Below are 21,219 nucleotides of genomic sequence, written 5' to 3' on the forward strand. Positions count from 1 at the left end.
TGGTCGCATGGGGGTGGTCATGGGGGGCCGCATGGGGGTGGTCCTGGTGTGGTGGATGCGTCGTCGCCGGAGTTGACGTCGTCTCCGGAGGTGAAGCTGGAACACCTGGACCAGGATGGGAAGCCCTCGGCTGATGGTGGTAAGTCGGGTAAGGAGGTGCGGGAAGGAGAACAGCCGCCGGAATATCCGGCGCCTCCGCCCTACAACGCCCCGTATACGCCTCCTCCGGCCTACCGCCCCGAGCCCACACCACCGGCGGCCAGTCAGCCATCAGGCACGCCCGCGACCTCACCAACCACCGCGACATCGCCTGCCCCCACGCCCCGACCCGCAGCAACGGAATCTCCCCGTGAGCAGACACCGACCGCGCAGCAGTCCGGTGGGCAGCCGTCGGTGGAGTCGCCTGGTGGGCAGCCGCGGGTGGTGGAGTCGCCGGTGGCTCACCAGGGCACGCCGGACGTCCGGCCGGGTGAGTCGCTGTCATCGGCGGGTCACAATCCCGCCGCGAGCAACCCCGCACCACATACCCAGAACGCTGGTCCGGCCACCGCCACCACAGGCTCCGGCATCGGTACGCACCACCCGGAAACGGGAAACACGCCGCAGACTTCCTCGCCGTCGCCGTCGCCGTCTTCGATCGACCCGACACGGCACACCAACGACCAACAGCCGAACGAGAACGGCAGCACCCAGCAACCCGGAACCACCACCACGGCCACCGGCCAGCCAAGCCAGCCGCCGGGCAGCACACCGACGCAGACCCCGAAACCCGATACCACCACACCACACACCTCCGGCCCAGCCAAGGAAGCGCCGGGATCCGACCCGACCCGGTCCCCGTCGTCCGAGAACACACCGCTGAACACCAAGCCGCCGCTGAGCGGTGGTCAGCGGGACCTCCAGCAGTCCTCGTACGCCCCGAAGACCTCCGTCGAATCGTCGTCCTTTCCGTCGAGGTCGGTGGAGTTCCCCGGCACCGGCACAACCATCGAACGGCACGTGCCCGCCGGGCAGAACACGGCAGGCGCGGAAGGCGGGCATCCCGCGAACGGCCACCTCGGCCAGAACCACGGCCAGAACCACGGGCAGGACCCGAAGACGCTCGGGCAGCCGGACCGGTTGGTGGGGCCGGCCACCGTTCGTTCATCGGGAACCTCGAGCACGACCACACCTTCGGCGGGGCCCCGAAGTACATCGCGGCCTCCCGTAAGCCCGACCACCCCGGTCATGGAGAAAGCTCCCGGCGGCGAAGTCGCTCGCGTCGGCGCTTCCGGGCACCGGGTACCGGCTGTCCGGCCGCAGACCGAGTTCGAAGGCCCGAGGGCACTCGATACCGGCAAGCCTCACGAAAACCCGGCAACCGACCTGACCGCGCCTGCCCGAGGCGGGGCGCGTCATCCGGGGGGAGCCGAGGACATGGCCGTGCCGATTCGGCAGGATCGCGAGCCAGGGCAGACTCCCGAGGTCTCGGTGTCCCGGCCATCCGGCAATGCCGAGAGCCGTCCGGCCTCAGGGCCCCCGCACCTGAAGCGGACCCCGGGATCCGAACCGTCGTCTCCGTTTCGCCTTTCCCAAGACACGCCGTCGTCGGGCCTGGTTCAGCGCGAGTCCCCTGCCGGGCGCGAGACCTCCGAGCTGGCGCTCCAGCAGGAGGAGTTCAAGCAGCGCTACCCGGAATACTGGGGGGTCAACGGCGAGAAGTACGCCCAGCGGGCCGAGGGGCACACGGAGAACTGCCAGCAGTCGGTGATCGCCGCCGTGCAGACCCGACGCAACATCCTGTCCGGCAATCGGGTGGGTGGCGTTACGGTGCCGGCGCCCGGTGGCAGGCCGATGACGATCGGGGCGGCGAACGAGCATCACGGCACGGAGGCGGTGGAGGCGACCTTCGAGCAGGTCGAATCGCACATGGCGGGCCACACCCCGGGTGCCATGGCCCAGGTGTACATCGAGGGCAGGGACGGCATGGTGCACGTCGTGCTGGCGGAGCGGGCAGCTGCCGGTCCGCGGCACGAAGGAACGAAGCCGGTCCAGTACCTGGATCCGCACCGAGGGGTCCTCCCAGACGTGGGACCGCACAACGTGCGGGGCTTCCGGCCGCTGTCCGACCTCGGCACGACTCCGCTGGCGGGCAAGCAGTTGTCGACGGAACGTCTGGTCGGCGCACCGGCCGGGACCGAGCCGCTGCGTGCGGATCAGCTGCTGACCATCCCCGGCGTGAGCGAGGAGCACGCGTTGGGCCTGGTGCTGGGCGACGTTGCCCGGGAAGTGCACAAGGCTGCCGCGCACGGTGGTGTCACACGGGCGCTGCGCAGCTACCTGTCCGGCAAGCACGGTGTCGGCAGGCGGCACGTGAAACGCGTGGTCGAAGCCGCGGCGATGGACAAACTGCGGGAGACCGGCGGGAACTGGCCCGATCAAGCCAAGGTGCTCGATGCCTACGGCATCGGAGACGAGGACGCGTACCGGCTGATCCAGGCTGCCGCGGTGGCGGATCTGCGCGAGGCAGCCGACCACGGCCGGCCTTACTCCGACGAGGAACTGGCCGCCAAGTACGGTCAGGACCTCGCGGTGAAGGTCCGCGGGGAGAGCTGGGTTGACCAGGTCGTGTTCGCTGCGGCACTGGCGGATGTGCGGGCGGCCGTGGAATCGGGCGGCCGGCCTTACTCCGCCGGTGAGCTGGCTCGGCGTTACGGCAGGACGCCGCAGTGGGCGCGTAAACCGATCCTCACCGAGGCAGCGCTGCGGGAAGAGCTGTCGAAGTCCGAGGTTTACCGGCAGCTGGTCCCGGAATTCGGGCTGAGCCGGCTCGATGGCCACGGAGAGGTCCAGCCCAATGAGCTGCGGGCGCAGGCTGCGGGGGCGCTGGAACAGCTGGCGCGGGCCGAGGTGCGCGCGGCGGTAGGCCGTGGTGAGGTCCCGAACGCCGAGGCGCTGGCCAGGCGATACGGGAAGTCCCGGGAATGGGGAAGGCTCCAGATCGATGCGGCGGCCCATATCGCGGTGATCGAGGCGATGGGTGCCCGGCGGCCTTACTCCGCCGAACGCCTTGCCGCCGAGTTCGGCTTGGACGTCGAGCAGGCGCGTGCCCGGATTCTTCAGGCGCCCGTGGTCGAGGCTGTTGGCGGAAATGCCGCGAAACAGGCGGCCAAGGAGGCGGCCGCGGCCGGGAATCCGCTTACCGCGGAGGACCTGTCCGGACAGTACGGAATCAGTTTCACGAGGGCCGAGAAAGCGATCGACGATGCCGCCGGAAGCGATATCCGGCGCGGGCTCGCCGAGGGCAAACCGGTCACCGAGAAGGACTTGGCGCGCAGGTACGGCAAGGACGAAGCGTGGGCGCGGGACCGGATCGATGCTCAGCTGCGCGAAGCGATTGTCTATCACGCGGCGCAGACCTTGCTGCAGGACCCGGTGGCGGACGACCCGCGGGTGGACATAAGGTCTCATCTGAGTTTCCTGCGAGACCAGTTCCGGGTCAGCGATGCGCGGTACGGCAGTCAATTCGACACGGTCGCCAGTGCTGAATTCCAGCGGACTGTCCTGTATGGCAGTGACCCGCGAATAATTCGAGCTCGCAGGTATTTACACAATTACCAGGAAACGGCCGATTCGATAGCATCGACCGCTATCAGAGCGTATGCGCGGTGGGCTGCAGGGGAAGGTGTGCCGTTCTCGGTCGAGGACCTGGCCCGGCAGCTCCGGTGGGACCTGGACCAGGAGAGCGAAGAGCATCGGGAGTCGGTCCTGGAGTTCGCGCGGAACGGGATCAGTGCTGCCGCGCGGATGGATGTGGAGCAGGCGGCGATGCTGGGGTCACCCTATTCGCCGGAAGCGCTTGCCGAGCGGTACCGGTTCGAGGTGGACACGGCCGAACGGGTGATCGCCACCGCTGCTCGTGACCATGCGCGCGCGATGTACGGCAGTGTGGATTCCCCTGGCTGGGACATGCGGCATTCCGCCCCGGAGTCATTGGCTTCGCGCTTCGCCATCAGCCGGGCCGACGCCGAGCGCTACGTGGCGGAGGTTCACGAATTCCCGCAAGACGCCGAACCCATGCTGGACAATGCTGAACTCTGCGATCTTCTCGATCAGGCCGAGGACGCTCAGCAGGGTGAGCGAAAAAATGTTGCCGACCCGTTGCCGGACGTCATCTTTGACGACGAGAGCGATACGAGTTCGATTTCAGACTCTGGTGGGAATGTTGTTCTTTCTGCGGCGAACATCGAGTTCCGCGCGCGTTTCCCTGAGCTTGCCGGGGTGAACTCGCAGCTCTACCTGTTCGACGTGGATGGGCATACGAAGAATTGTGGCCAGTCGTTCGTCGCGGCGGTCCAGACGTTGAAAAACAACCGGTCCGCAGGCGCCGTGACCGGTACCGTGCACGCCGCGCCGGGTGGTCCGATGCCGTTGTCGTGGCTGGCGGAGCAGCTGCGGGTGCGGCCGGAGGACATGGTCGAGGCGTCCCATGACCAGGTGGTGGCGCATCTGAGTGGTTCCGGGGGCGTGGTCGCCGGGCACCGAGGTGCGGTGTGGGGCGGGGTCGTCCTTCGGGAGGGCAATGCTCCGGTGGGGCACATGGTCCTGGTCCGGCGGTCGGCGAACGGTGACCTCACCCAGGCCGATCCGCATCGAGGCACGGCTTCGAAGATCGAGCCCGCCGAGGTACGCGGATATGTTCCGCTGCGCGAGCTGGGTTCGACGCCGATGGCAGGTCCGCGGCTGGACCCGGACATGCTGGTCGGCATGGCGCCAGGGGCGGCCTCGCCGAGGAGCCGTTCCGGCGACTGGCGCTTTGCGGATGACTACCACCCCGGCACCATGATCACCGGCCGCAGTTTTGTCAGCCGAGCGGACAGCAGGCGCTTCTTTGCCGAGCACAACGCCGACTTGATGTTGGTGAACCAGCCGGAAGCCGGTGTACGCGAGTCGGCGTTGGAAACCTTGGGCCGACGATACAACTGCAGCCCCGTCACTGTCGAGGCGGCCAATATTCGTAATAATCCAGGTAGCTACTTCCGTCGTGCCAAGCCTAGTGGTGGCACCAGTCTGGCCGAACTCGTCCAGGCCGTCCGCGAACCGGTAGTAGGGCCCTTCCGGGATCTTGCCGGTGTTGACCAAGCTGTGCGGATATTGACTGCGGGGGGTGACCAGGCGGCCGTTCTGATCACACGAACCGGCGGTGCGCACACCGTCCTGGGAAATATGTACCAGGGAACACCGCTCCTTTCTGATGTGCAGGCGTTGGAAATGTATATGCCGCAAAATAATGACGTGGAATATCATGTGGTACAGCTGCGGCGTCGCAAAATTTATTCCGCGCCGTACCGCCGGGTGGTGGACGGACTCGGACTGACCGATGCCGACGTTGCCGACGACAGTCGTAACCTACCTTGGTTCAGCTATGGCAATGCATTCAGGTGGCTGTATCAGTTGGGCCTGGATCCGAAGGCGTATTTCAAGGATCTGCGTGCGGTGACCCGGCGGCTCGGCCGGTTCCCAGAGGAATTGCCTGGCGTCGCGCAGGCGAATGGATTGCACCCGCAGGTTCTGGTCCGGGCAGGTGCGAAGACCGGGCTTGCCCCGGTGCAGCTGGCGCCGTTCCGCGCCCTGCTGGCCGGATTCAACAATGTGAAAATGAATTCCCCGGAGATTCCGCATCGGGCGGAATGGATCGTGAACCACGTTGTGCCCGAACTGATCCAGGGTCTCCGCTGGAATCGGGACACATTCGACCGGTTCCTGGCGAGCGGCCGGGCCGTGCACCGCGGACTGGACGAGGCGTTCCGCCGGCTGCTGGCGAGGGATGCCTCCTGGACCAGCGGTCTGCGGGAGTGGGCGAGTGACGCGCAGCAGTGGCGGATACAGGATGCTGCGAGCGGTCCTGCCGGCCAGGTCTACCGCGGCGAGCACACCGCCGGACCGGCGCACGCTTCTGCTTCGGCGGGCGGGGCTGACGTGCCGGTCGCCGCCGAACCGGGCGGCTGGCGGTTCGCGGCCGACTACCGTGACGGCGATCTGATCCACGCCGGTAGTTTCGCCTCTCCGGCCGATGCCAAGCGATACTTCGACGCGCACTACAGCGATTTGCTGCTGGTGAACGAACCGGAGGATGGTGTGGTCGAGTCGGCACTGGAGACGCTCGGCCGAAGAAGCAACTGTGTCGAGTGTACGATCGCGGCGCTGAACACGCGCAACCATCCGGGAACCGTGTACCGCGCCAAGCCCAGCGGCGGAAACACGCTGGAGGAGATTGTCGAGGCAACAAAGGGGCAGCTACTGGGACCGTATAAGAGTCTCGCAGAGGTAAATGCCGCTGCTCGGAAAATGCTGTCCAAGGGTATTTTGCAGACCCTCTTGATTCAGGCGGAGCCCCGTCATGCGATGCTCATTGCGCGTACTCGTGACGGAAGGGTGGAGATTCCCGATAGGACCAACCGTAGTATGTGGCGAGTCCCCACGAATGTCAAAGAGTTTCACATCATCACGACGGACCCGAAAAAAGTCATCAAGCCGCCAGTGCCAACGCCGGTGGAGAGTGTACTTGGGTTGAGCGCCGAGGATGTTGCCGCTGATTCTCGCGAGATACCCTGGTTTAGCCGGAATGACTATGAAGGTCCGCTCCGTCTGTTGGTCGAAGCCGATCTCGATCCCTGGGAGCACTTTCGGGCTCTGCGTGAGCTGTGCCGGACGCTCGGCCCGTTCCCGGACCAGCTGGCGCGGGTTTCCGCCGAAACCGGGATTCCGGCAGCTGTGCTGCTGCGATTCGGCGCGGAAACGGGTCTTGCCCTGCGGGAACTGGCGCCGTTCCGCGCGGTGCTGGACGAGCTGAACGGCGTCCCGATGGATTCACCCGTGTTCGGGGAGGCGGCGAACCGATTCGTCACCAAGGGGATCCCCGGGCTCGTTGCGGGACTGGGATGGGACACCCGTGCTTTCAAGCGGTTCCTGGCGAGTGGCAAGGCTACACATGGGGAGCTGAACCGGGCCCTCGGGAGGCTGGCGAAGCAGCACGAACGCTGGTCCGAAGGTCTGTTCGACGGGAAGTGGGCGCGGGACGCTCAGGTGTGGCGGCTGCGGGAACTCGGTGTGCCGGCGGAGGACGCCGAGAAGATCGCACCTGAGATGCTGATCCTGAATCGGGGGAACTGGTTCACCATTCGTGACTTCACCCGGCTGGTCGCGAAGGTGGGCGGCGAGCACGCGGCCGCCATCTTCGCCGTCAGCAGGGCGGGCAAGCGCATTCCGGACGATCTGTCGGACCTGGGGGTGGACGAAAAGGACCTGCTCGCTGCCGCGGAGGTGCTGAAGCGCGATCCGCGGGAGGTCGCCACCTTCCTTACATCCGCCGGTCGGGAGCGGCCATCGACGCAAGGGGGGAGAGAGTGGCTCGACTCGTTGCACACCGAATACTCGCGCTGGGAGGCCGGGCAGCGGGAACGGCTCATGGTGCCGGCGGACATGACCATGTTCGAGGTGGAGAGGCGGCTGAGCAGGAACGACCTGAAGCTTGCCGGGCCGGAGGAGCTGGCGCGGCCGGCGTTCCGCGAGGGATACCGACCGGGTGACCCGATTTCGGAGGATGCCTTCGCCGATCTCCGGGATGCCTACCGCTACGCCGTGACGCACTACGAGCCGGCGTTGGAGGTGAACGAGCCGTGGCCGGACGAGTCCAGGAGGGACCTCGCGGCCAGGCTGACGAACTGTCCGGTGGTGGCGGTTCAGGTGGCGAAAGTCATTGAGCACAACCAGTCGTATGAGGCCGAGGGAAGCCCGCCGATGCCGGGATGGCAGATCGAGCAGGCGATCGGGAAGGAATTCGGCGCGTCGTTCCCGAACTTCGCGGCGGCCGACAAGCACATCCGGGCCGTGTTCAAGCCTGGTGAGCAGGGTTTGGTGTCCTTCCGGTCGCCGGGCGGGCACCGGCACATCTACAACTTCCACCGGCGCCTGTCCGGCTCCGTCGACTATGTGGCCATGCAGCGGGTGTCGAAGAAGCTCGGCGGTAAGTCGGGGATGGCCGACCTGTCGATCGAGCACGAGGACGTGCGGATCGTGAAACTGGAGCGGGGCGGGGACTATCGGGTCCCGCGTGCCGGTGGTCATCGGCGGTCACCCGCGCGAGGCGCGAGATACCAGAGTGAACCGCATGCCGGGCTGGATTCCCGTTCCGGCACGAACCGTCTGGTCGACCGGCCTTCGTCTCCTCCGCCTGAGTGGGAGTCGCGGCGGGTGGCGCGGCAGCTGGCGCGTCCGGCCTGGTACGGGGACCTGCTCGCCGATGAGCCGGCCGACTGTCGTGCCCGCGCCGAAGTCCTCAGCGACGTGGATGCCGGGTTGCCGGTCCTTGCCGAACGGCTGGCCGGAAACCACGGCAAGAGCATGGAGTGGGCCTTGGCTCAGGTCGACGCGGCCGCGCGCGCCGACTTGCTTGCAGCGAAGGCTGCCGGACTTCCCTACAGCACCGATGAACTGGCTTATGCGTACGGTAAGGACGAGGGGTGGGCCACCAAACAGGCCGAAGCCACGGACCGAGCGTCGCAGACGGCTGTCCGCACTTTCGACTACCTCTGGAATTCTCTCACTGAGAAGACTGTTCCGGAATTGACGGAAAAGATTGTTGGAAGTATTTGCGACGCCGCAGAATTTGCTCCGAGTCAACGCTATCTCACTAGAGTGAGGGAGACGGTCCGGCGCAGATGGGAATGGGCGAAGGAGAAAACCCGGAACGGCGAAGTGTGGGTCAGTGGAGTTCGTCGCCTGGAACTTGCACTCGTCGTTTCTTCGGTAGGCCCAAGCGAGTTGCGCTGGCTCGAAGAGGAATTTAGCGCCAGACTGCAAAAGGTAGCATTGCGATTACTGGAGTTCCCGCCGAATTTCGAGCTGATGAAAATGCAAGCCAAATACCACGGTGAAGACAAGCCGGGAAATCGGCGATACGCAAGCTTGGGCACGCATGTGAAGTACTTCACGGAAGAGGAGCGAAAGGCCTATCTGATCACGGTAGGGCCGGATGGCCTTCTTTACGATAGTATCGGGCGTGTTTTTGATACGACTGGGCGAGGTTCGGGGGGTGGTGATAAGTTCATCTTCGTGATGGACGAGGAAGGGGTCCTTTATTCAGCGAAAAAATCTGCCGGAGAGCTTCAGCATTCCAGCTTTCTTTCGGGGGGCGATACCGCCGGAGCTGGGTATATTCGGGTCGAAACGGGTAGGTTACTGCATATTATCGGTCGCAGTGGACATTATCGACCTATGGAAAAACATGTCATGCAGACTGTGGATAACCTGGTTCGACAAGGAGCGGAGTTCCGCTACGCAAGAATTCAGGTACTTAAATCTTGATCATGTACGAGGTGGGGTATGGTGGACAAGTGGCGAGGCGTGGTGAACGGCATCTGCGAAAGTATCCTGCCGCGCGAATCGCTCGACGGTGTGACAGCGGCCCGGATCGCCCGCGTGCTTGTGCGCGAGCCGTTGGGATATCTGACAGTCGAGGATGAGTTCGCGGCCCTGGAAGCCGCGATCCGGCCGGGTACCGATCTGACCGAGGTGACACCGCCGCCGCACGGTGCGGCTGCCATGCGTGCGTTCCTGGCCGCGATTCTGAACGAAATGGAGGCGCGGCGCCCTTGGCCCGCGCCGGCTGTCCGCAGGGTGCCCCCGTCGCAGTGGCGGAGTTTTCCGGACATCCCGGTCGCGCGTGTCGGGCTGCCCTACGCGTACGTGGGGATGCAGGCGGGTGCGGTGTTCTGGTCCCTTGGGGAGGATGATCCGCGTAAGGTCTTGATTCTGCGCCTGGCTTCGGGAGCGGAACTGGCTTTCGTCGCGCCCTGGTGGGACGGCAGTGACGACGTCGCGGTGTTGCTGCGTGGCTCGGAGAACGCGCGCGAAGCAGTGGCCGAACTGTTCCGCGTTACCAGTCTGGAACCCACGTTCGTCACGATGCTGCGATGAGCCGGTGGTGGCCCGCGGTGCGCGCGAACTGGAGTCGGCTCAAGATCTACCGGTAGCGGATGACGTGCACCGCCATCGGATCCTGTTCGAAGACCGGGAGATTGTCCTCGGCCATCGAGTCGATGAGCCGTACCCCCTCGGGCTCGTTGAGCGCGATGAGCAGGTTGCCCACGGTTTCCCGGCCCCGTGCGTCCTGCCGGCGGATCCATACCACTGCTCGTGAATCCTGCGGGGTGCCCGACAACTCGGTGAGTGCCTCGCCCCAGCTGCGGTGCTCGGCAAAGCTCACCGGGGTGCCCAGCTCACGCATGGTCGGCTGGAACCAAGCCGCGGTGCCGGGGGCAGGCGGGTTGCCCAGCCCGTCCTTCCTGGCGTCCCAATCGGACAGATAGGACCACGGATCGTTGTTGGGCAGCCCGAACGGCTTGCGGCCGGCTTCCTTGGGTACCACCAGCGCGGCGTCCAGCATCTGATCCCGCCACTCGCCGGTCTCCTGGAATCGCCGCGTGGTGCACGCGAACAGCCAGCCCCGTTCGGTCTCGTCGTCCTGATCGGGCCGGACCAGGACCACCGGGTCGGGATAGGTGTGCTCCAGCCAGCTGGTCGCCTTGTCCAATGCGGCCCGCAGGTCCGGCGCCGGGGCCTCCCACGGCACCGAAAAGGACGTCGTTTCGGTGACGACCGGGCGGTGGAACCGCGCGACCACGAGCTGGCCGATCTCGTCGTCGTCCAGCCGGGCCAGCGCACCCCGCTGTCCGTCCAGGAAGACCACCTGGCGCTCGTCGTGGAAGCCGTAGAGCAGATGGCCGGTCAGCTCGGAACCGGAGAGCTGCCGTCGCAACCACACCGCGGTACGGGTACCCGGGCCGCCCTCCTGCAAAGCCGACGACACATCCGCCCAGGTGGAACTGGTGAACACCTCGGAGTCCGGGAAGTGCGTGTTCAGCATCCGGTCCCACCAGCCGGGCGCCTCGTCCAGCGGGACCCACGGCAGCGCCGAGGTGGGGCGGCGGTCCACGGCGGCGTCCGTCGCGACCAGACAGCCGCGGGCGTTGACCCGCCACCGCCACGGCCGCGGATCCAGGTCCGCCGCCGGCGACGCGTTGAACTCCTCATTCAGCGGATCGGCGGTGGAGACCGGGAATGGCTGACCGCCGTCCTTGGGTACCGCGATCGTGGCGGCCAGCATCGGCTCGGCCGAGCTACTCGTGTAGTCGCAGCCGTACAGCCAGGTCTGGTCGCCCTCGCGCAGGGGCTGGGTGTCGGCGAGGGTGACCAGACCGCGGTAGGTACGTTCCAGCCAGTCCGCCGCCCTGCTGGTGGGATCGTCGCTCATAAGTCACCTCGGTCGCATCTTGCCGGACAGCCCGATCTCAGGTCGCTTCGCCTGTGCGTCTCCCGGACGTGACGCCGGTGTCCGGATCGGGCTTCGCCGGTTCGCCCTGCCCGGAATCCATCGGAGACGCTACCAATAGCACAGGGTATGCCTCGGCCAAGTCGAGGACGGACGAGCAGCTCTGCCCGAAAGTATTCAACCGATGTCCGGAGTGAACCGCGAGCGGGGTCCGCGCTGTCCGGTGCGGGCCCCCATCCTCCCCTTCAGGGCATGAGATGGGTTCCTCGCGCCTATCCGATCGGTGGAACGACGTCGAACGTCCTCATCCGGCTGACGAGTTCCGGCTCACCTGGAAGCGGTTTTCCTCTTGGCGATGCCAAAGCGCCGCACAGATCTCGTGCACCCCTGCCTGAAGGTGCCGGCGGTAGCTGCTGAACGGAACGCCGAGCCGGGCCGCGGCGGCTTTTTGGTTGGTCTGACGATCGAGGTAGGTGGCCTGGATCGCGCGCTGGTGTTTGATGCGCCGTGGGTCCTGGCGCAGGGCGTCGACGGTGGAGGTGACCGCCGTGCGCAGGGCTGCGGTGCCCCCGTGGATCCGCACCAGTGGGTTCGCCGCGACCGCTTCGTCATCGTGCCAATCGCGCAGGGCTTGCTTGACAGCGGCGAAGAACTCTTCCCGGGAAAACGCCGGTGCCGGTGGGACGTCCCGCGCGACGTCACCCGGGGCGCCGCGCTGACTCAGCGTTTTCTCGATTCTTTCGAAATGCGGTTCCATGGGGACCTCCCGCCAATCGTGCACGACGACACCCCAGCCCCCCGCCCCCAGTTCGGGTATCGAACGGAGGGTACGGAAGTCGTACTGCTCGATCCCGGGACCGAAGGTTTCGATCTCCGGTATCAGCATGAAGGTCGCGACGAGGCCGTCCCGTTGGTGCATCGAGAGGGTGGACATGAACGAGGCGTTGAGGACGGTTTCGGACATGCAGCGCTCGGCGGAGACCACCGGAACCTGAAAGCGAGCCATCCCGACATATTCTCCGTGGCCTAGCCGGTCGACGCGATCGAGGTACTCCCGGATCGGGGCCAGCGCGGGATCGCCGGTCAGGTCGTCGGTTTCCGGGGACAGCCGCAGCCAGGCGAAGAACGACACCGGCGTCAGATCTTCGGCACGGCAGCTGATCTTGAACGCCTCCGGTTTCCGATCGAGCCAATAGGCCACCAGTCGCGCGCATTCGTCGTTTTCGTTCTCGCGTGTGATGCGCAGTACGTCCTCGCGCATTTCCGGTGTGTAGTCGCTGATGAACAGCGATTCACGCTCCTGGTCGGCCATGATCTGGGCGTATTCCTGGTCGAGGTACCGGGTGAGGTAGAGAACGTCCCTGACCGCCACCTCGACCGCGTTTCCCGAGACGGCCGACGGAGCTCTGAGCAAGTAGCGGTACAGACGCATGTGCAGGTCGTGGTAGGCGACTGGGTCGCGCCATTTGAAGGAGGAGTCGAGCACTTCGCGTACGAGTTCGTGGCAGACCAGTCCGTGCTGTCCTGCTTCGACGTACGGCAATTCGGTGAGCCAGTCGAACACGATGCGTGCGTCGTGTTCATCGAGTCCGGTGCGGAGTAGTCCGAGGGTGACGTGGCGTACGTGGCCGCTCACGCGTAGGCCGTATTCGTGCGCTGCCGAGGGGACTCGGTCGATCATGTGGGCCAGCAGGGTTTCGATGACGTGCGGGCTGGGTTCCCACGCGGTGTTGCCGGCCAGGCCGGGTTTGGCGGAGGTTTCTTCGGCGGCCAGGCACAGGGTGAGCGGATGCCCGGCGGCGAAGCCGTTCACCGGGGAGCGCAGGTGATCGGGAACACCGCGGCCGGCGAGCAGGGCGTCGGCCTCGTCCGGATCCAAGGGTGCCAGGGGGATGGTGTGGACGAGGTGCCGCCATCCGGGGTCGAGGGTCCAGTGTGGTTCGGGGCGGTGCCGCCCGGCGATGACGACGACGGTGTCCTCAGGCACCGTGGCCAGGAGTTGCCCACGCAGCCAGGTTTCCAGGGGCCGGCAGTGCTCGAACCCGTCGATGACGAGCACCGGCCGATCACCCGCGTGCACCGGCGCGGCGGCCTCCGCCAGCGCGGTGGCGGAAGTGAGCACGTATTCCCCGTCCACCCACACCACCGTGTGGCCCCGCACCGCGGCGTCATCGGCCAGGTGCCGCAGCAGCGCCGACTTCCCGATCCCACCCGGACCATGCACGAACAGCACCTGCGGAGCACCTGGTTCACCGCGAAGGGCTGCAGCGAAAACCCGCCGATACTCGACCCGGCCGATGAAACCCGCACGAGAGAACTGCCGCACACGATCAGCCAACGAACGCCGCTCGCTCGGGCGGGCAGTGGGGAAGGGTACTATCTCGTTCACGCGCCGGTCCCTTCGAACTCGGGCGAACTCACGCGCTCGTGCTGCTCAACCAGCCGCCGGCGTCGAGCACCCGGCTGACCCGCGGTGTCCTCCGTGACTACACCGAGGCGCCTCATTCGGCTGACGAGTTCCGGTTGTCCTGGACGCGGTTTTCCTCATGGTGTTGCCAGAGTGCGGCGCAGATTTCGTGCACGCCCGACTGGAGGTGCCTGCGGTGGGTGCTGAACGGAACGCCGAGCCGGGCGGCCGCGGCTTTCTGATTGGTGTCACGGTCGAGGTAGGTGGCGTGGACGGCGCGCTGATGTTTGATGCGCCGCCGGTCCTGGCGCAGGGTGTCGACCGTGGTGACGACCGTCGTACGCAAGGTACGGGCATCGCCGTAGGCTCCGATGAGCTGGTTCACCGCGATCGCCTCTTCGTCATGCCAGTCGCGCAGGGCCTGCTTGACCGCGGCGAAGAACTCCTCTTGGGACATCGCCGGTGCGGCACGGACATCGCTAGCGGAGTCGCCCGGTATGACGCCACACCGCATTGTCTTCTCGGTTCGTTCGAGAAGCTGCCCTAGGGAAACCTCGCGCCAATCGTGCATGCACAGCCCCCAGGTCTTGTCGTCGAACTCGGGGATCGCCCGGTACAGCCAAAAGTCGTACGCTTCCAGGTGGGGCGCCATGTTCGTGACGTTCGGCACGAGTACGAAGCTCGCGACGAGCCCGTTTCGCCGATGCAGCGACCTGGTGGATTGATACCCGGTGTGGAGGTTCATCCCGGTCACGTAGTGTTCGGCGGACAACGCCGGAACGTGGAAGCGAGCCACCCCGACATGTTCTCCGGGTTTCACCTGGCCGGTTTGATCGAGATACTCCTGTATCGGCGCGAGCGCGGGGTCGCCACTCAGCTCGTCCGTTCCCGGGTGCAGGCGTAGCCAGGCGTTGAAGGACACTATCGTCATGTCCTCGGCGCGGTGGTGGACGGTGAAGCCTTCCGGTTGTCTGTCGAGCCAGTAGGCCACCAGACGCGTGTGCTCCTCGCCCCGGTCCTCGTGCGCCAGGCGCAGCAGATTCGCACGCATTTCCGGCCGGTAGGCACTTTCGAACAGCGCCTCGCGTTCCCGAAAAGCGAGGACCGCCTTGTTCGCCGGGCTGAGGTGGCGACAGAGGTACAGCAGATCGTTCGCCGCCACATCGATCTCGGCGTCCGAAACGGTTGGCCGGCTGTCGAGCAAATGCCGCCACAAGCGCAGGTTCAACTCGCCGTAGGCGACGGGGTCGCGCCATTTGAAGGAGGAGTCGAGTACCTCGCGGACGAGTTCGTGGCAGACCAGTCCGTGGCGTCCTGTTTCGACGTACGGTAATCCGGCCAGCCAGTCGAACACGGTGCGTGCGTCGTGTTCGTTCAGTCCGGTGCGGAGCAGCCCGACGGTGACATGGCGTACGTGGCCGGCCACGCGTAGGCCGTATTCGTGCGCGGCCGAGGGCACCCGGTCGATCATGCGGGCCAGCAAGGTTTCGATGATCTGCGGGCTGGGTTTCCACGCGGCGTCGCGGGTCGTGGTGGGTGGGGCGGAGGTTTCTTCCGCCGCCAGGCAGAGAGTGAGCGGATGCCCGGCCGCGAAGCCGTTCACGGTGGCGTGCAGTTCGCCGGGAACACCGCGCTGGGCGAGCAGATCACCGGCCTCGTCCGGGTTCAGGGTCGTCAGGGCGATCGTGCGCACAAGGTGCTGCCACCCCGGGTCGAGGGTCCAGTGCGGGTCGGGGCGGTGCCGCCCGGCGATGACGACGACGGTGTCCTCGGGCACGGTGGGCAGCAGCTGCTCGCGGATCCAGGTTTCCAGGGCCTGGCAGTGCTCGAATCCGTCGACGACGAGCACCGGCCGTGCACTCGCGTGCACCGGCGCGACGGCCTCGGTCAGCGCGGTGGTGGAGGTGAGTACGTATTCCCCGTTCACCCACACCACGGCATGCCCCCGCTCCTCGGCGTCGTCGGCCAGCCGCCGTAACAACGTCGACTTCCCGATCCCTCCCGGACCGTGCACGAACAGCACCTGCGGGGCACCCGGCTCACCGGCAAGCGCCGAGCCGAAAACCCGCCGATACTCGGTCCGTCCGACGAAACCCGCACGAGAGAACTGCCGCACACGATCAGCTATCGAACGCCGCCGGCTCGGACGGGCGGTCGAGAGAGGAAGTACCTCGGTCACGCGTCGGCCCCTTCGTTCTCGGGCGGTTTGAGCAGTGATTCCACAGTGGATAATGTGAAGACTTTTCTGTTCTATGGTCCGGAGTCAGGCTCGGCGAAACTCTTTCCGCGCGGAAAGTCCCGCGCGACGGGGATGTGGCGCAGAAGGTGTCATAGTGGTCATCGGTACGTTCTCGCTGTCACCAGGTTAACCGTGTAACTAGAATGATGGCGTCGAGCTTACCCGCTCGGACGCGAGGCCGGGATGTGAGATCTGGCTCGTTCGCGCCGGAGGCCCGGCGCCTGGGTGTGGCCGGTGCGCGGGGGTTCAGCGCGGCGAAGCCGTCGATCCGGTCGTCGGCTCGCCTGTGCTGCCGCGCACCACCAGTTCGGTGGGCAGCGTGACGAGGTGTGTTCCCGGCGTCCCGTTGATGTTGTTCAACAGCAGGCGGGCCGCCTCCTGTCCCTTCTGCGTCATGGGCTGCCGGACCGTGGTCAGCCCCGCGGCCGCCGCGGCGGGCAGATCGTCGAACCCGATCACGGCCAGGTCTTCGGGAACGCGCAGGCCGCGGCCGGCCGCCGCGTCGAGCAGGGCCAGTGCCAGCACGTCGGTCGCGGCCAGCACCGCCGTCACCGAACGGGTGTCGAGCAGCATTTCGGCGCCCGCGCGGGACTGTGCCGCGCTGAACCCACCGGCCTCGACGACCGGGAGCACGCCGACCCCGGCCTCGGCGAAGGCGTCGCGGTAGCCCTTGACCCGCGCTTTCATGACCCGGTCACGGGCATGGGCGATCCGCGAGTGGGACGCCGCCCCCGAACGGCCGTCCGGGCTCAGGCGGCTGACCAGCACGGCCACGTCGCGGTGGCCGAGCGCCAGCAGATGCCGGGCCGCCTCGCGGGCCGCGCCACGGTCGTCGATGCCGACCCGGGAATGTCCCTCGAGCGCGGGACCGTCGATGGTCACCACCGGCAGCCGGCGGCGCAGGACACTGTCGAGCACGGGATGGCGATCCGGCATCGCGTACACCATGAAGCCGTCGACCACGCCACGCAGCAACGCGTCGAGGCTCGCGGCGGCGGGTATCGCCTCCAGAGGCGCGGGCAGCAGGGTCAAGGCGATCTGGGCCAGTTCACCCACTTCCGCGATGCCGCGCATCAGCAGCGCCACCCCGGGGTCTTCGAACGCGTAGGGCAGCGAATCGGTCAGGATCAGCCCCAGCGCGCCGACCTTGCCCGTGCGCAGGCTCCGGCCGGTGGGATTCGGTCCCGGATATCCCAGTTCCGCGGCTGCCGCGAGGATGCGTGACCGTTGCTGCTGGGAAAGCTTGTCAGGCCGGTTGTAGGCGTACGAGACGGCCGCGTGCGAGACTCCGACGGCTTCCGCCACATCTCGCATGGTTACCAAGGACGGCCTCCCACTTCCACTTCGGCTACGTTTCGTCGCGTCCTTGTCGCTGCGGATATGCTGCGTCGTGGACGATCGAAGCTCCCCCGGCCGTCGCTCGGCGTCGACGGGTCGCTCCTCAGGGTAGGTTATACGGTTAACCGTCGGCTAACCGAAAGCCCGCGCGGATCCGGCCGGACAACGATTACTGCCCGCTTGGGCACGGGTGCGTCGTCGTGACGATTCCGTGATAGGGCCTGCCTACGGTCGCGTTTGTTGGTTACCGCCGCGGTAAGGAGCGGTCATTGTCCTCCACGATCGATGTCATTCCGCTGCCGTCGCCCCGAGAGCGGGAGTGTCCTTTCGGGCCCGCGCCCGAAATCTCCGGCCTTCGGCGCGACGCACCGGTAACGAAGGTGGCGTGCCCGACCGGGATCGAAGCCTGGCTGGTCACCCGTTACGCCGATGTCCGGGAGGTGCTGGGTGACCAGGAGCGGTTCAGCGCGCGCTCCGGCCAGGCCGGTCACGTACTGCTGAACCAGCCCCCGGACGCCGGTGTCGAGGAGGGCGACTTCAACCGGATGGACAGCGCGGATCACCTGCGTTTCCGCCGGGTGATCGCGCCCGCGATCACCACGGTGAAACGCACCGAGCTGTTCCGGCCGCTGGTTCAGCGCATCACCGACGACCTGCTGGACGAGCTGGCGGGGGAGACCGGCCCTGTCGACCTGCACGCCAGGTTCGCCACACCGCTCACCTCGTCGGTGATCGCGGAGTTACTCGATGTCCCGCCCGGGGACAGGGTGTTGTTCCGCAACGCCGCCAGGGCGCTGTTCGACGGGCACGTCGAAGCCGACGAGCTGGCGGCGGCGAATGTCCCTCTGTACGCCTACCTGGCCGAACTGGTGGCCCGCCGCGTTCAGGAGCCCGGCGAGGACGTGATCAGCGTGATGGCCGCCAGGGCACGGGCGGCGGATCAGCCGCTCACCCAGCTCGAACTGACGAAGGTGGCGGCGAGCCTGCTGGCCGCCGGTTACGACACCACGGCGGGCATGATCACCTACGGCATGCTGGCGTTGCTGCGCGACCCGGACCAGCTCGCGATCCTCCGCGACCACCCGGCGCTCGCCCCGAACGCCGCGGAGGAACTCGTTCGCTTGCTGAGCACGGGCAATGGCCTGATGCGAGTGGCCACTGTGGACACCGAACTCGCGGGCACCCGCATCGCGGCGGGCGACTACGTCGTCGTCGCGATCCAGGCAGCCGATCACGATCCGGACCGGTTCCCCGAGCCGGAGCGGCTGGACGTCACGAGGACGCGTGCCGCGCATCTCGGTTTCGGCCACGGTTCGCACCAGTGTCCCGGACAGCACATCGCCCGGCTGGAGCTGTCCACCGTGCTGGCTACGCTGCCACGCCGGATCCCCTCGCTGCGGCTGGCCGTGCCGTTCGAGGAGATCCAGTTCAAAAAGGACACCGTCGTGCTCGGGCCGGTCGCGCTGCCGGTCGCCTGGGACGAGGTGCTGCCCGCCGGGTAGCCGTCGAAGGCGTTCTCAGTCGGGCTCGAGGATTTCGGCCAGCCGGAGGGTGTCTTGCAGGTAGCGTTCGTAGGGGAAGCCGGCCGCGATGAGTGCGGTGCGGAATTCGTCGTGGAGCGGTTTTCCGGCGCTGTGGAAGGCTTTTCGGCCGGTGTTGGTGAGGCGGACCAGTCGTCGTCGTGCGTGGTCGGGGTCGATGGTGATGTGTACGAGGCCGTCTGCTTCGAGTGGTCGTAGTGCCCGGCTGATCGCGGGGTCGGATACCGACAGTGCCTGTGCGAGGCGGTGTTGTGTCGCCGGTTCGATGTCTTCGAGTGTGCCCAGCAGTCGTATCTGGCTGTAGGTCAGGCCGTCTCGGTCGTCGGTGCGTCGCCGGGTCGCTTCGCCCAGCAGCATGACGACCCGGTGCAGCAGGTCTGCGAGTCCGTCGTCCATGGTGTCAGCGTAGCAGAGTGTTGACACGTTAATGTTAACAAGGTAAGACTGAGGGTATGGACACTTTCTCTTACCTCGCCCAGTCAGCCTTCCCCGTGGTCTGGATCCTGATCCCGGCCATCGGCGCCGCCGTGCGGGCCCGTCACGCCGCCTCGGCCCGGGAACGGCTGGAGATCTGGCAGCGCTGGTGGGCCATCGGCGCGATGGGGATCGGCAGTCTGTGGATGACGGTCGCGTTCCTCGCCGTCCCGGACGTGATGGCCACCGCGATCGGCTTCCCCCGGACGCCGTTCCTGTTCGAGATCGCCTTCGCCAACCTCGGGCTGGCCGTCCTGGGATTCCGCGCCGCTTCGGCATCCGCGCGTGAGCGGATCACCATCGGGCTCGGTGCCGGGATGTTCCTGTGGGGAGCCGTGGTCGGTCATGTCTACCAGTGGTTCGCGGGCGGTGACCACGCCCCCGGCAACACCGGCGGGGTCCTGATCACCGACATCCTGATCCCGGCCGTGATGATCATTCTGGCGGTGCGGTCCCGGCGACTGGCGGCCACGCCCCAGCCGACCGTCGAGATCGCCGCCTGACACCCGGGGGAGCCGGTCCTGGGTGCGTCGGTGTGGTGATCACGAGGTGAGGTGCGTGTCCGGGATCCATGAGCCGTGGATTCCGCTGGGCACGCGCCGGGGCAGGTCGACCGTGGCGGTGGTGCTCAGGTCGTGTGCGTCGAGGACGAGCAGCTGGGATGCGTTGGCGCGCAGGTCGCTGACGATCGTCAGCAGGTAGCCGTCGTCCTCGCCGGTGGCGCCCGCGGCGGGGACGAAGACGGCTTCGCCGGCATGCCGGCCGGGCCCCGGCCGGTGCAGGTGCCGCTCGCCGGTGGTCGTGTTCAGTTTGACGATGGCGAATTCGTCGAGCCCCGCTCCTGGGAAGGCGACCGAGTAGCTGATCGCGGAGGGCAGGCCGGTGCGGTCGTCGTTGATGCTGGGGAAGTCCGTCACCAGGTCGTCGAGTTCCTGTTCGGTCGCGGTCCCGGTCGCCGGGTCCAGCAGCCACCGGGTCGCGATCGCCCCGCTGACCGGGGTGGTCGGATAGCCGGGCGCGCCGATCCACCACTTCCACGAGGTCGCCCAGGACGCCTGGTCGTAGGCGGGTCCTTCGAGGACGATCTTGCCGTCCGGCGTGTCGTAGGCGTTGGTGACGTGCAGCAGGGCGCGCTGGCTGACCGGGATCCAGGTCACGTGCGGGGCACCGACGCGGTCGAGGACACCGATGCGGGCCGGGTAGTCGTCATGCCAGCGGTAGGGGATGCCCGAGGTCTCCTCGGGGTCGAAAACGACTGGCAGGTCGAGGAAAACGGCTTTGGTCGCGGTGATGGCGAAGTCGTGCATCAGGCTCGGGCCGCTGCCGTCGACCACGTGGCTGCGCGTGATGTGGCCCTCGGGCGAGGCGACGTAGTAGGTCAGGTGCGGCGGGAACGGCGAATAGCTGAAGAAGTGCAACTCGCCCGTCGCCGGGTCCTGCTTCGGGTGCGCGGTCATCGCCGAGGTGAGCTTGCCGTGGAAGTCGAACGGGCCGACAGTGTCGAGTTCGGGCGTGACCTCGTAGGGCAGGTTGGCTTCTTGGAGCGCGAGGAGCCGGCCGCCGTGCTCGATGATGTGGGTGCCCGCGACGCTGGCGGTGAGATCGATGCTGCCGTCTTCGCGCACGAGCGGTGCACCGTCGAGAGCCGGGGTTCTGACCCAGCGGTTGCGATACCACTGGGCGCGCCCGTTCGCCAGGTGGACGCCGTGCAGCATGCCGGAACCCTTGAACCAGTGGCTGGGGGTGATGCCGGGCTTCGGGTTGTGGCCGTTGCGGACGTATTCACCGTTCAGTTCCGGCGGCAATGCGCCGGTGACCGGCAGATCCACCGCGGTGGTCTCGTCGGGGACAGGGGTGTAGTGCCCGGTCAGGTAGGGCTTGGTCGTCATGATGATTTCCTTTTCCTGCA

General features: G+C 66.7%; 10 protein-coding genes. 4 read left to right on the forward strand and 6 right to left on the reverse strand.

Translation table 11 applies throughout. From position 1 onward, the window contains the following. The first annotated feature begins 435 nt into the window (after positions 1 to 435). Both ACFWY9_RS18785 and ACFWY9_RS18790 read left to right on the forward strand, forming a co-directional pair. Positions 436 to 9,345 (forward strand): hypothetical protein, encoded by an 8,910-nt coding sequence (locus ACFWY9_RS18785; protein WP_378339379.1) that lies wholly within the window; start codon positions 436 to 438, stop codon positions 9,343 to 9,345. An 18-nt stretch (positions 9,346 to 9,363) separates the two neighbouring features. Further along, positions 9,364 to 9,957: a hypothetical protein gene (locus ACFWY9_RS18790; RefSeq protein ID WP_378324025.1), complete on the forward strand. Its 594-nt coding sequence runs from the start codon at positions 9,364 to 9,366 to the stop codon at positions 9,955 to 9,957. A 46-nt stretch (positions 9,958 to 10,003) separates the two neighbouring features. Here ACFWY9_RS18790 and ACFWY9_RS18795 read toward each other — a convergent pair whose 3' ends face one another. From ACFWY9_RS18795 to ACFWY9_RS18810, 4 genes are all read right to left on the reverse strand, one after another. Further along, positions 10,004 to 11,293: a YrhB domain-containing protein gene (locus ACFWY9_RS18795; protein ID WP_378324027.1), complete on the reverse strand. Its 1,290-nt coding sequence runs from the start codon at positions 11,291 to 11,293 to the stop codon at positions 10,004 to 10,006. 322 nt (positions 11,294 to 11,615) lie between these two features. Beyond that, the gene (locus ACFWY9_RS18800; protein WP_378324028.1) at positions 11,616 to 13,535 is read right to left on the reverse strand and encodes a hypothetical protein; all 1,920 of its coding nucleotides are present in this window, start codon (positions 13,533 to 13,535) and stop codon (positions 11,616 to 11,618) included. Positions 13,536 to 13,812: 277 nt separating this feature from the next. Further along, positions 13,813 to 15,834 (reverse strand): ATP-binding protein, encoded by a 2,022-nt coding sequence (locus tag ACFWY9_RS18805; RefSeq protein ID WP_378339380.1) that lies wholly within the window; start codon positions 15,832 to 15,834, stop codon positions 13,813 to 13,815. Positions 15,835 to 16,203: 369 nt separating this feature from the next. Continuing rightward, entirely contained in the window at positions 16,204 to 17,262 is a 1,059-nt protein-coding gene (locus tag ACFWY9_RS18810; protein WP_378324030.1) for a LacI family DNA-binding transcriptional regulator, read from the reverse strand. 413 nt (positions 17,263 to 17,675) lie between these two features. Between ACFWY9_RS18810 and ACFWY9_RS18815 the strand changes: the two genes are divergently transcribed. Further along, positions 17,676 to 18,797 carry a cytochrome P450 gene (locus ACFWY9_RS18815; RefSeq protein ID WP_378339381.1) on the forward strand — a complete coding sequence of 374 codons (1,122 nt, stop codon included), beginning with the start codon at positions 17,676 to 17,678 and terminating at the stop codon, positions 18,795 to 18,797. A 15-nt stretch (positions 18,798 to 18,812) separates the two neighbouring features. On the opposite strand, the gene ACFWY9_RS18820 is transcribed toward ACFWY9_RS18815, so the two are convergent. Then, entirely contained in the window at positions 18,813 to 19,232 is a 420-nt protein-coding gene (locus tag ACFWY9_RS18820; RefSeq protein WP_378339382.1) for a MarR family winged helix-turn-helix transcriptional regulator, read from the reverse strand. 56 nt (positions 19,233 to 19,288) lie between these two features. On the opposite strand from ACFWY9_RS18820, the gene ACFWY9_RS18825 reads away from it, so the two are divergent. Beyond that, positions 19,289 to 19,813 carry a DUF6790 family protein gene (locus ACFWY9_RS18825; protein WP_378339383.1) on the forward strand — a complete coding sequence of 175 codons (525 nt, stop codon included), beginning with the start codon at positions 19,289 to 19,291 and terminating at the stop codon, positions 19,811 to 19,813. A 39-nt stretch (positions 19,814 to 19,852) separates the two neighbouring features. Here ACFWY9_RS18825 and ACFWY9_RS18830 read toward each other — a convergent pair whose 3' ends face one another. Then, the gene (locus tag ACFWY9_RS18830; protein WP_378339384.1) at positions 19,853 to 21,199 is read right to left on the reverse strand and encodes a carotenoid oxygenase family protein; all 1,347 of its coding nucleotides are present in this window, start codon (positions 21,197 to 21,199) and stop codon (positions 19,853 to 19,855) included. Positions 21,200 to 21,219 lie beyond the last annotated feature (20 nt).

This window comes from Amycolatopsis sp. NPDC059027 (genome assembly GCF_042739735.1).
In the GTDB taxonomy this organism is placed as follows: Bacteria; Actinomycetota; Actinomycetes; order Mycobacteriales; family Pseudonocardiaceae; genus Amycolatopsis.

Bases quoted from the DNA above. Each gene is read 5' to 3' on its own strand.
- ACFWY9_RS18795 (WP_378324027.1), bottom strand. From the start codon at position 11,293: ATGAGCGACGATCCCACCAGCAGGGCGGCGGACTGGCTGGAACGTACC.
- ACFWY9_RS18830 (WP_378339384.1), bottom strand. From the start codon at position 21,199: ATGACGACCAAGCCCTACCTGACCGGGCACTACACCCCTGTCCCCGAC.
- ACFWY9_RS18825 (WP_378339383.1), top strand. From the start codon at position 19,289: ATGGACACTTTCTCTTACCTCGCCCAGTCAGCCTTCCCCGTGGTCTGG.
- ACFWY9_RS18790 (WP_378324025.1), top strand. From the start codon at position 9,364: ATGGTGGACAAGTGGCGAGGCGTGGTGAACGGCATCTGCGAAAGTATC.
- ACFWY9_RS18820 (WP_378339382.1), bottom strand. From the start codon at position 19,232: ATGGACGACGGACTCGCAGACCTGCTGCACCGGGTCGTCATGCTGCTG.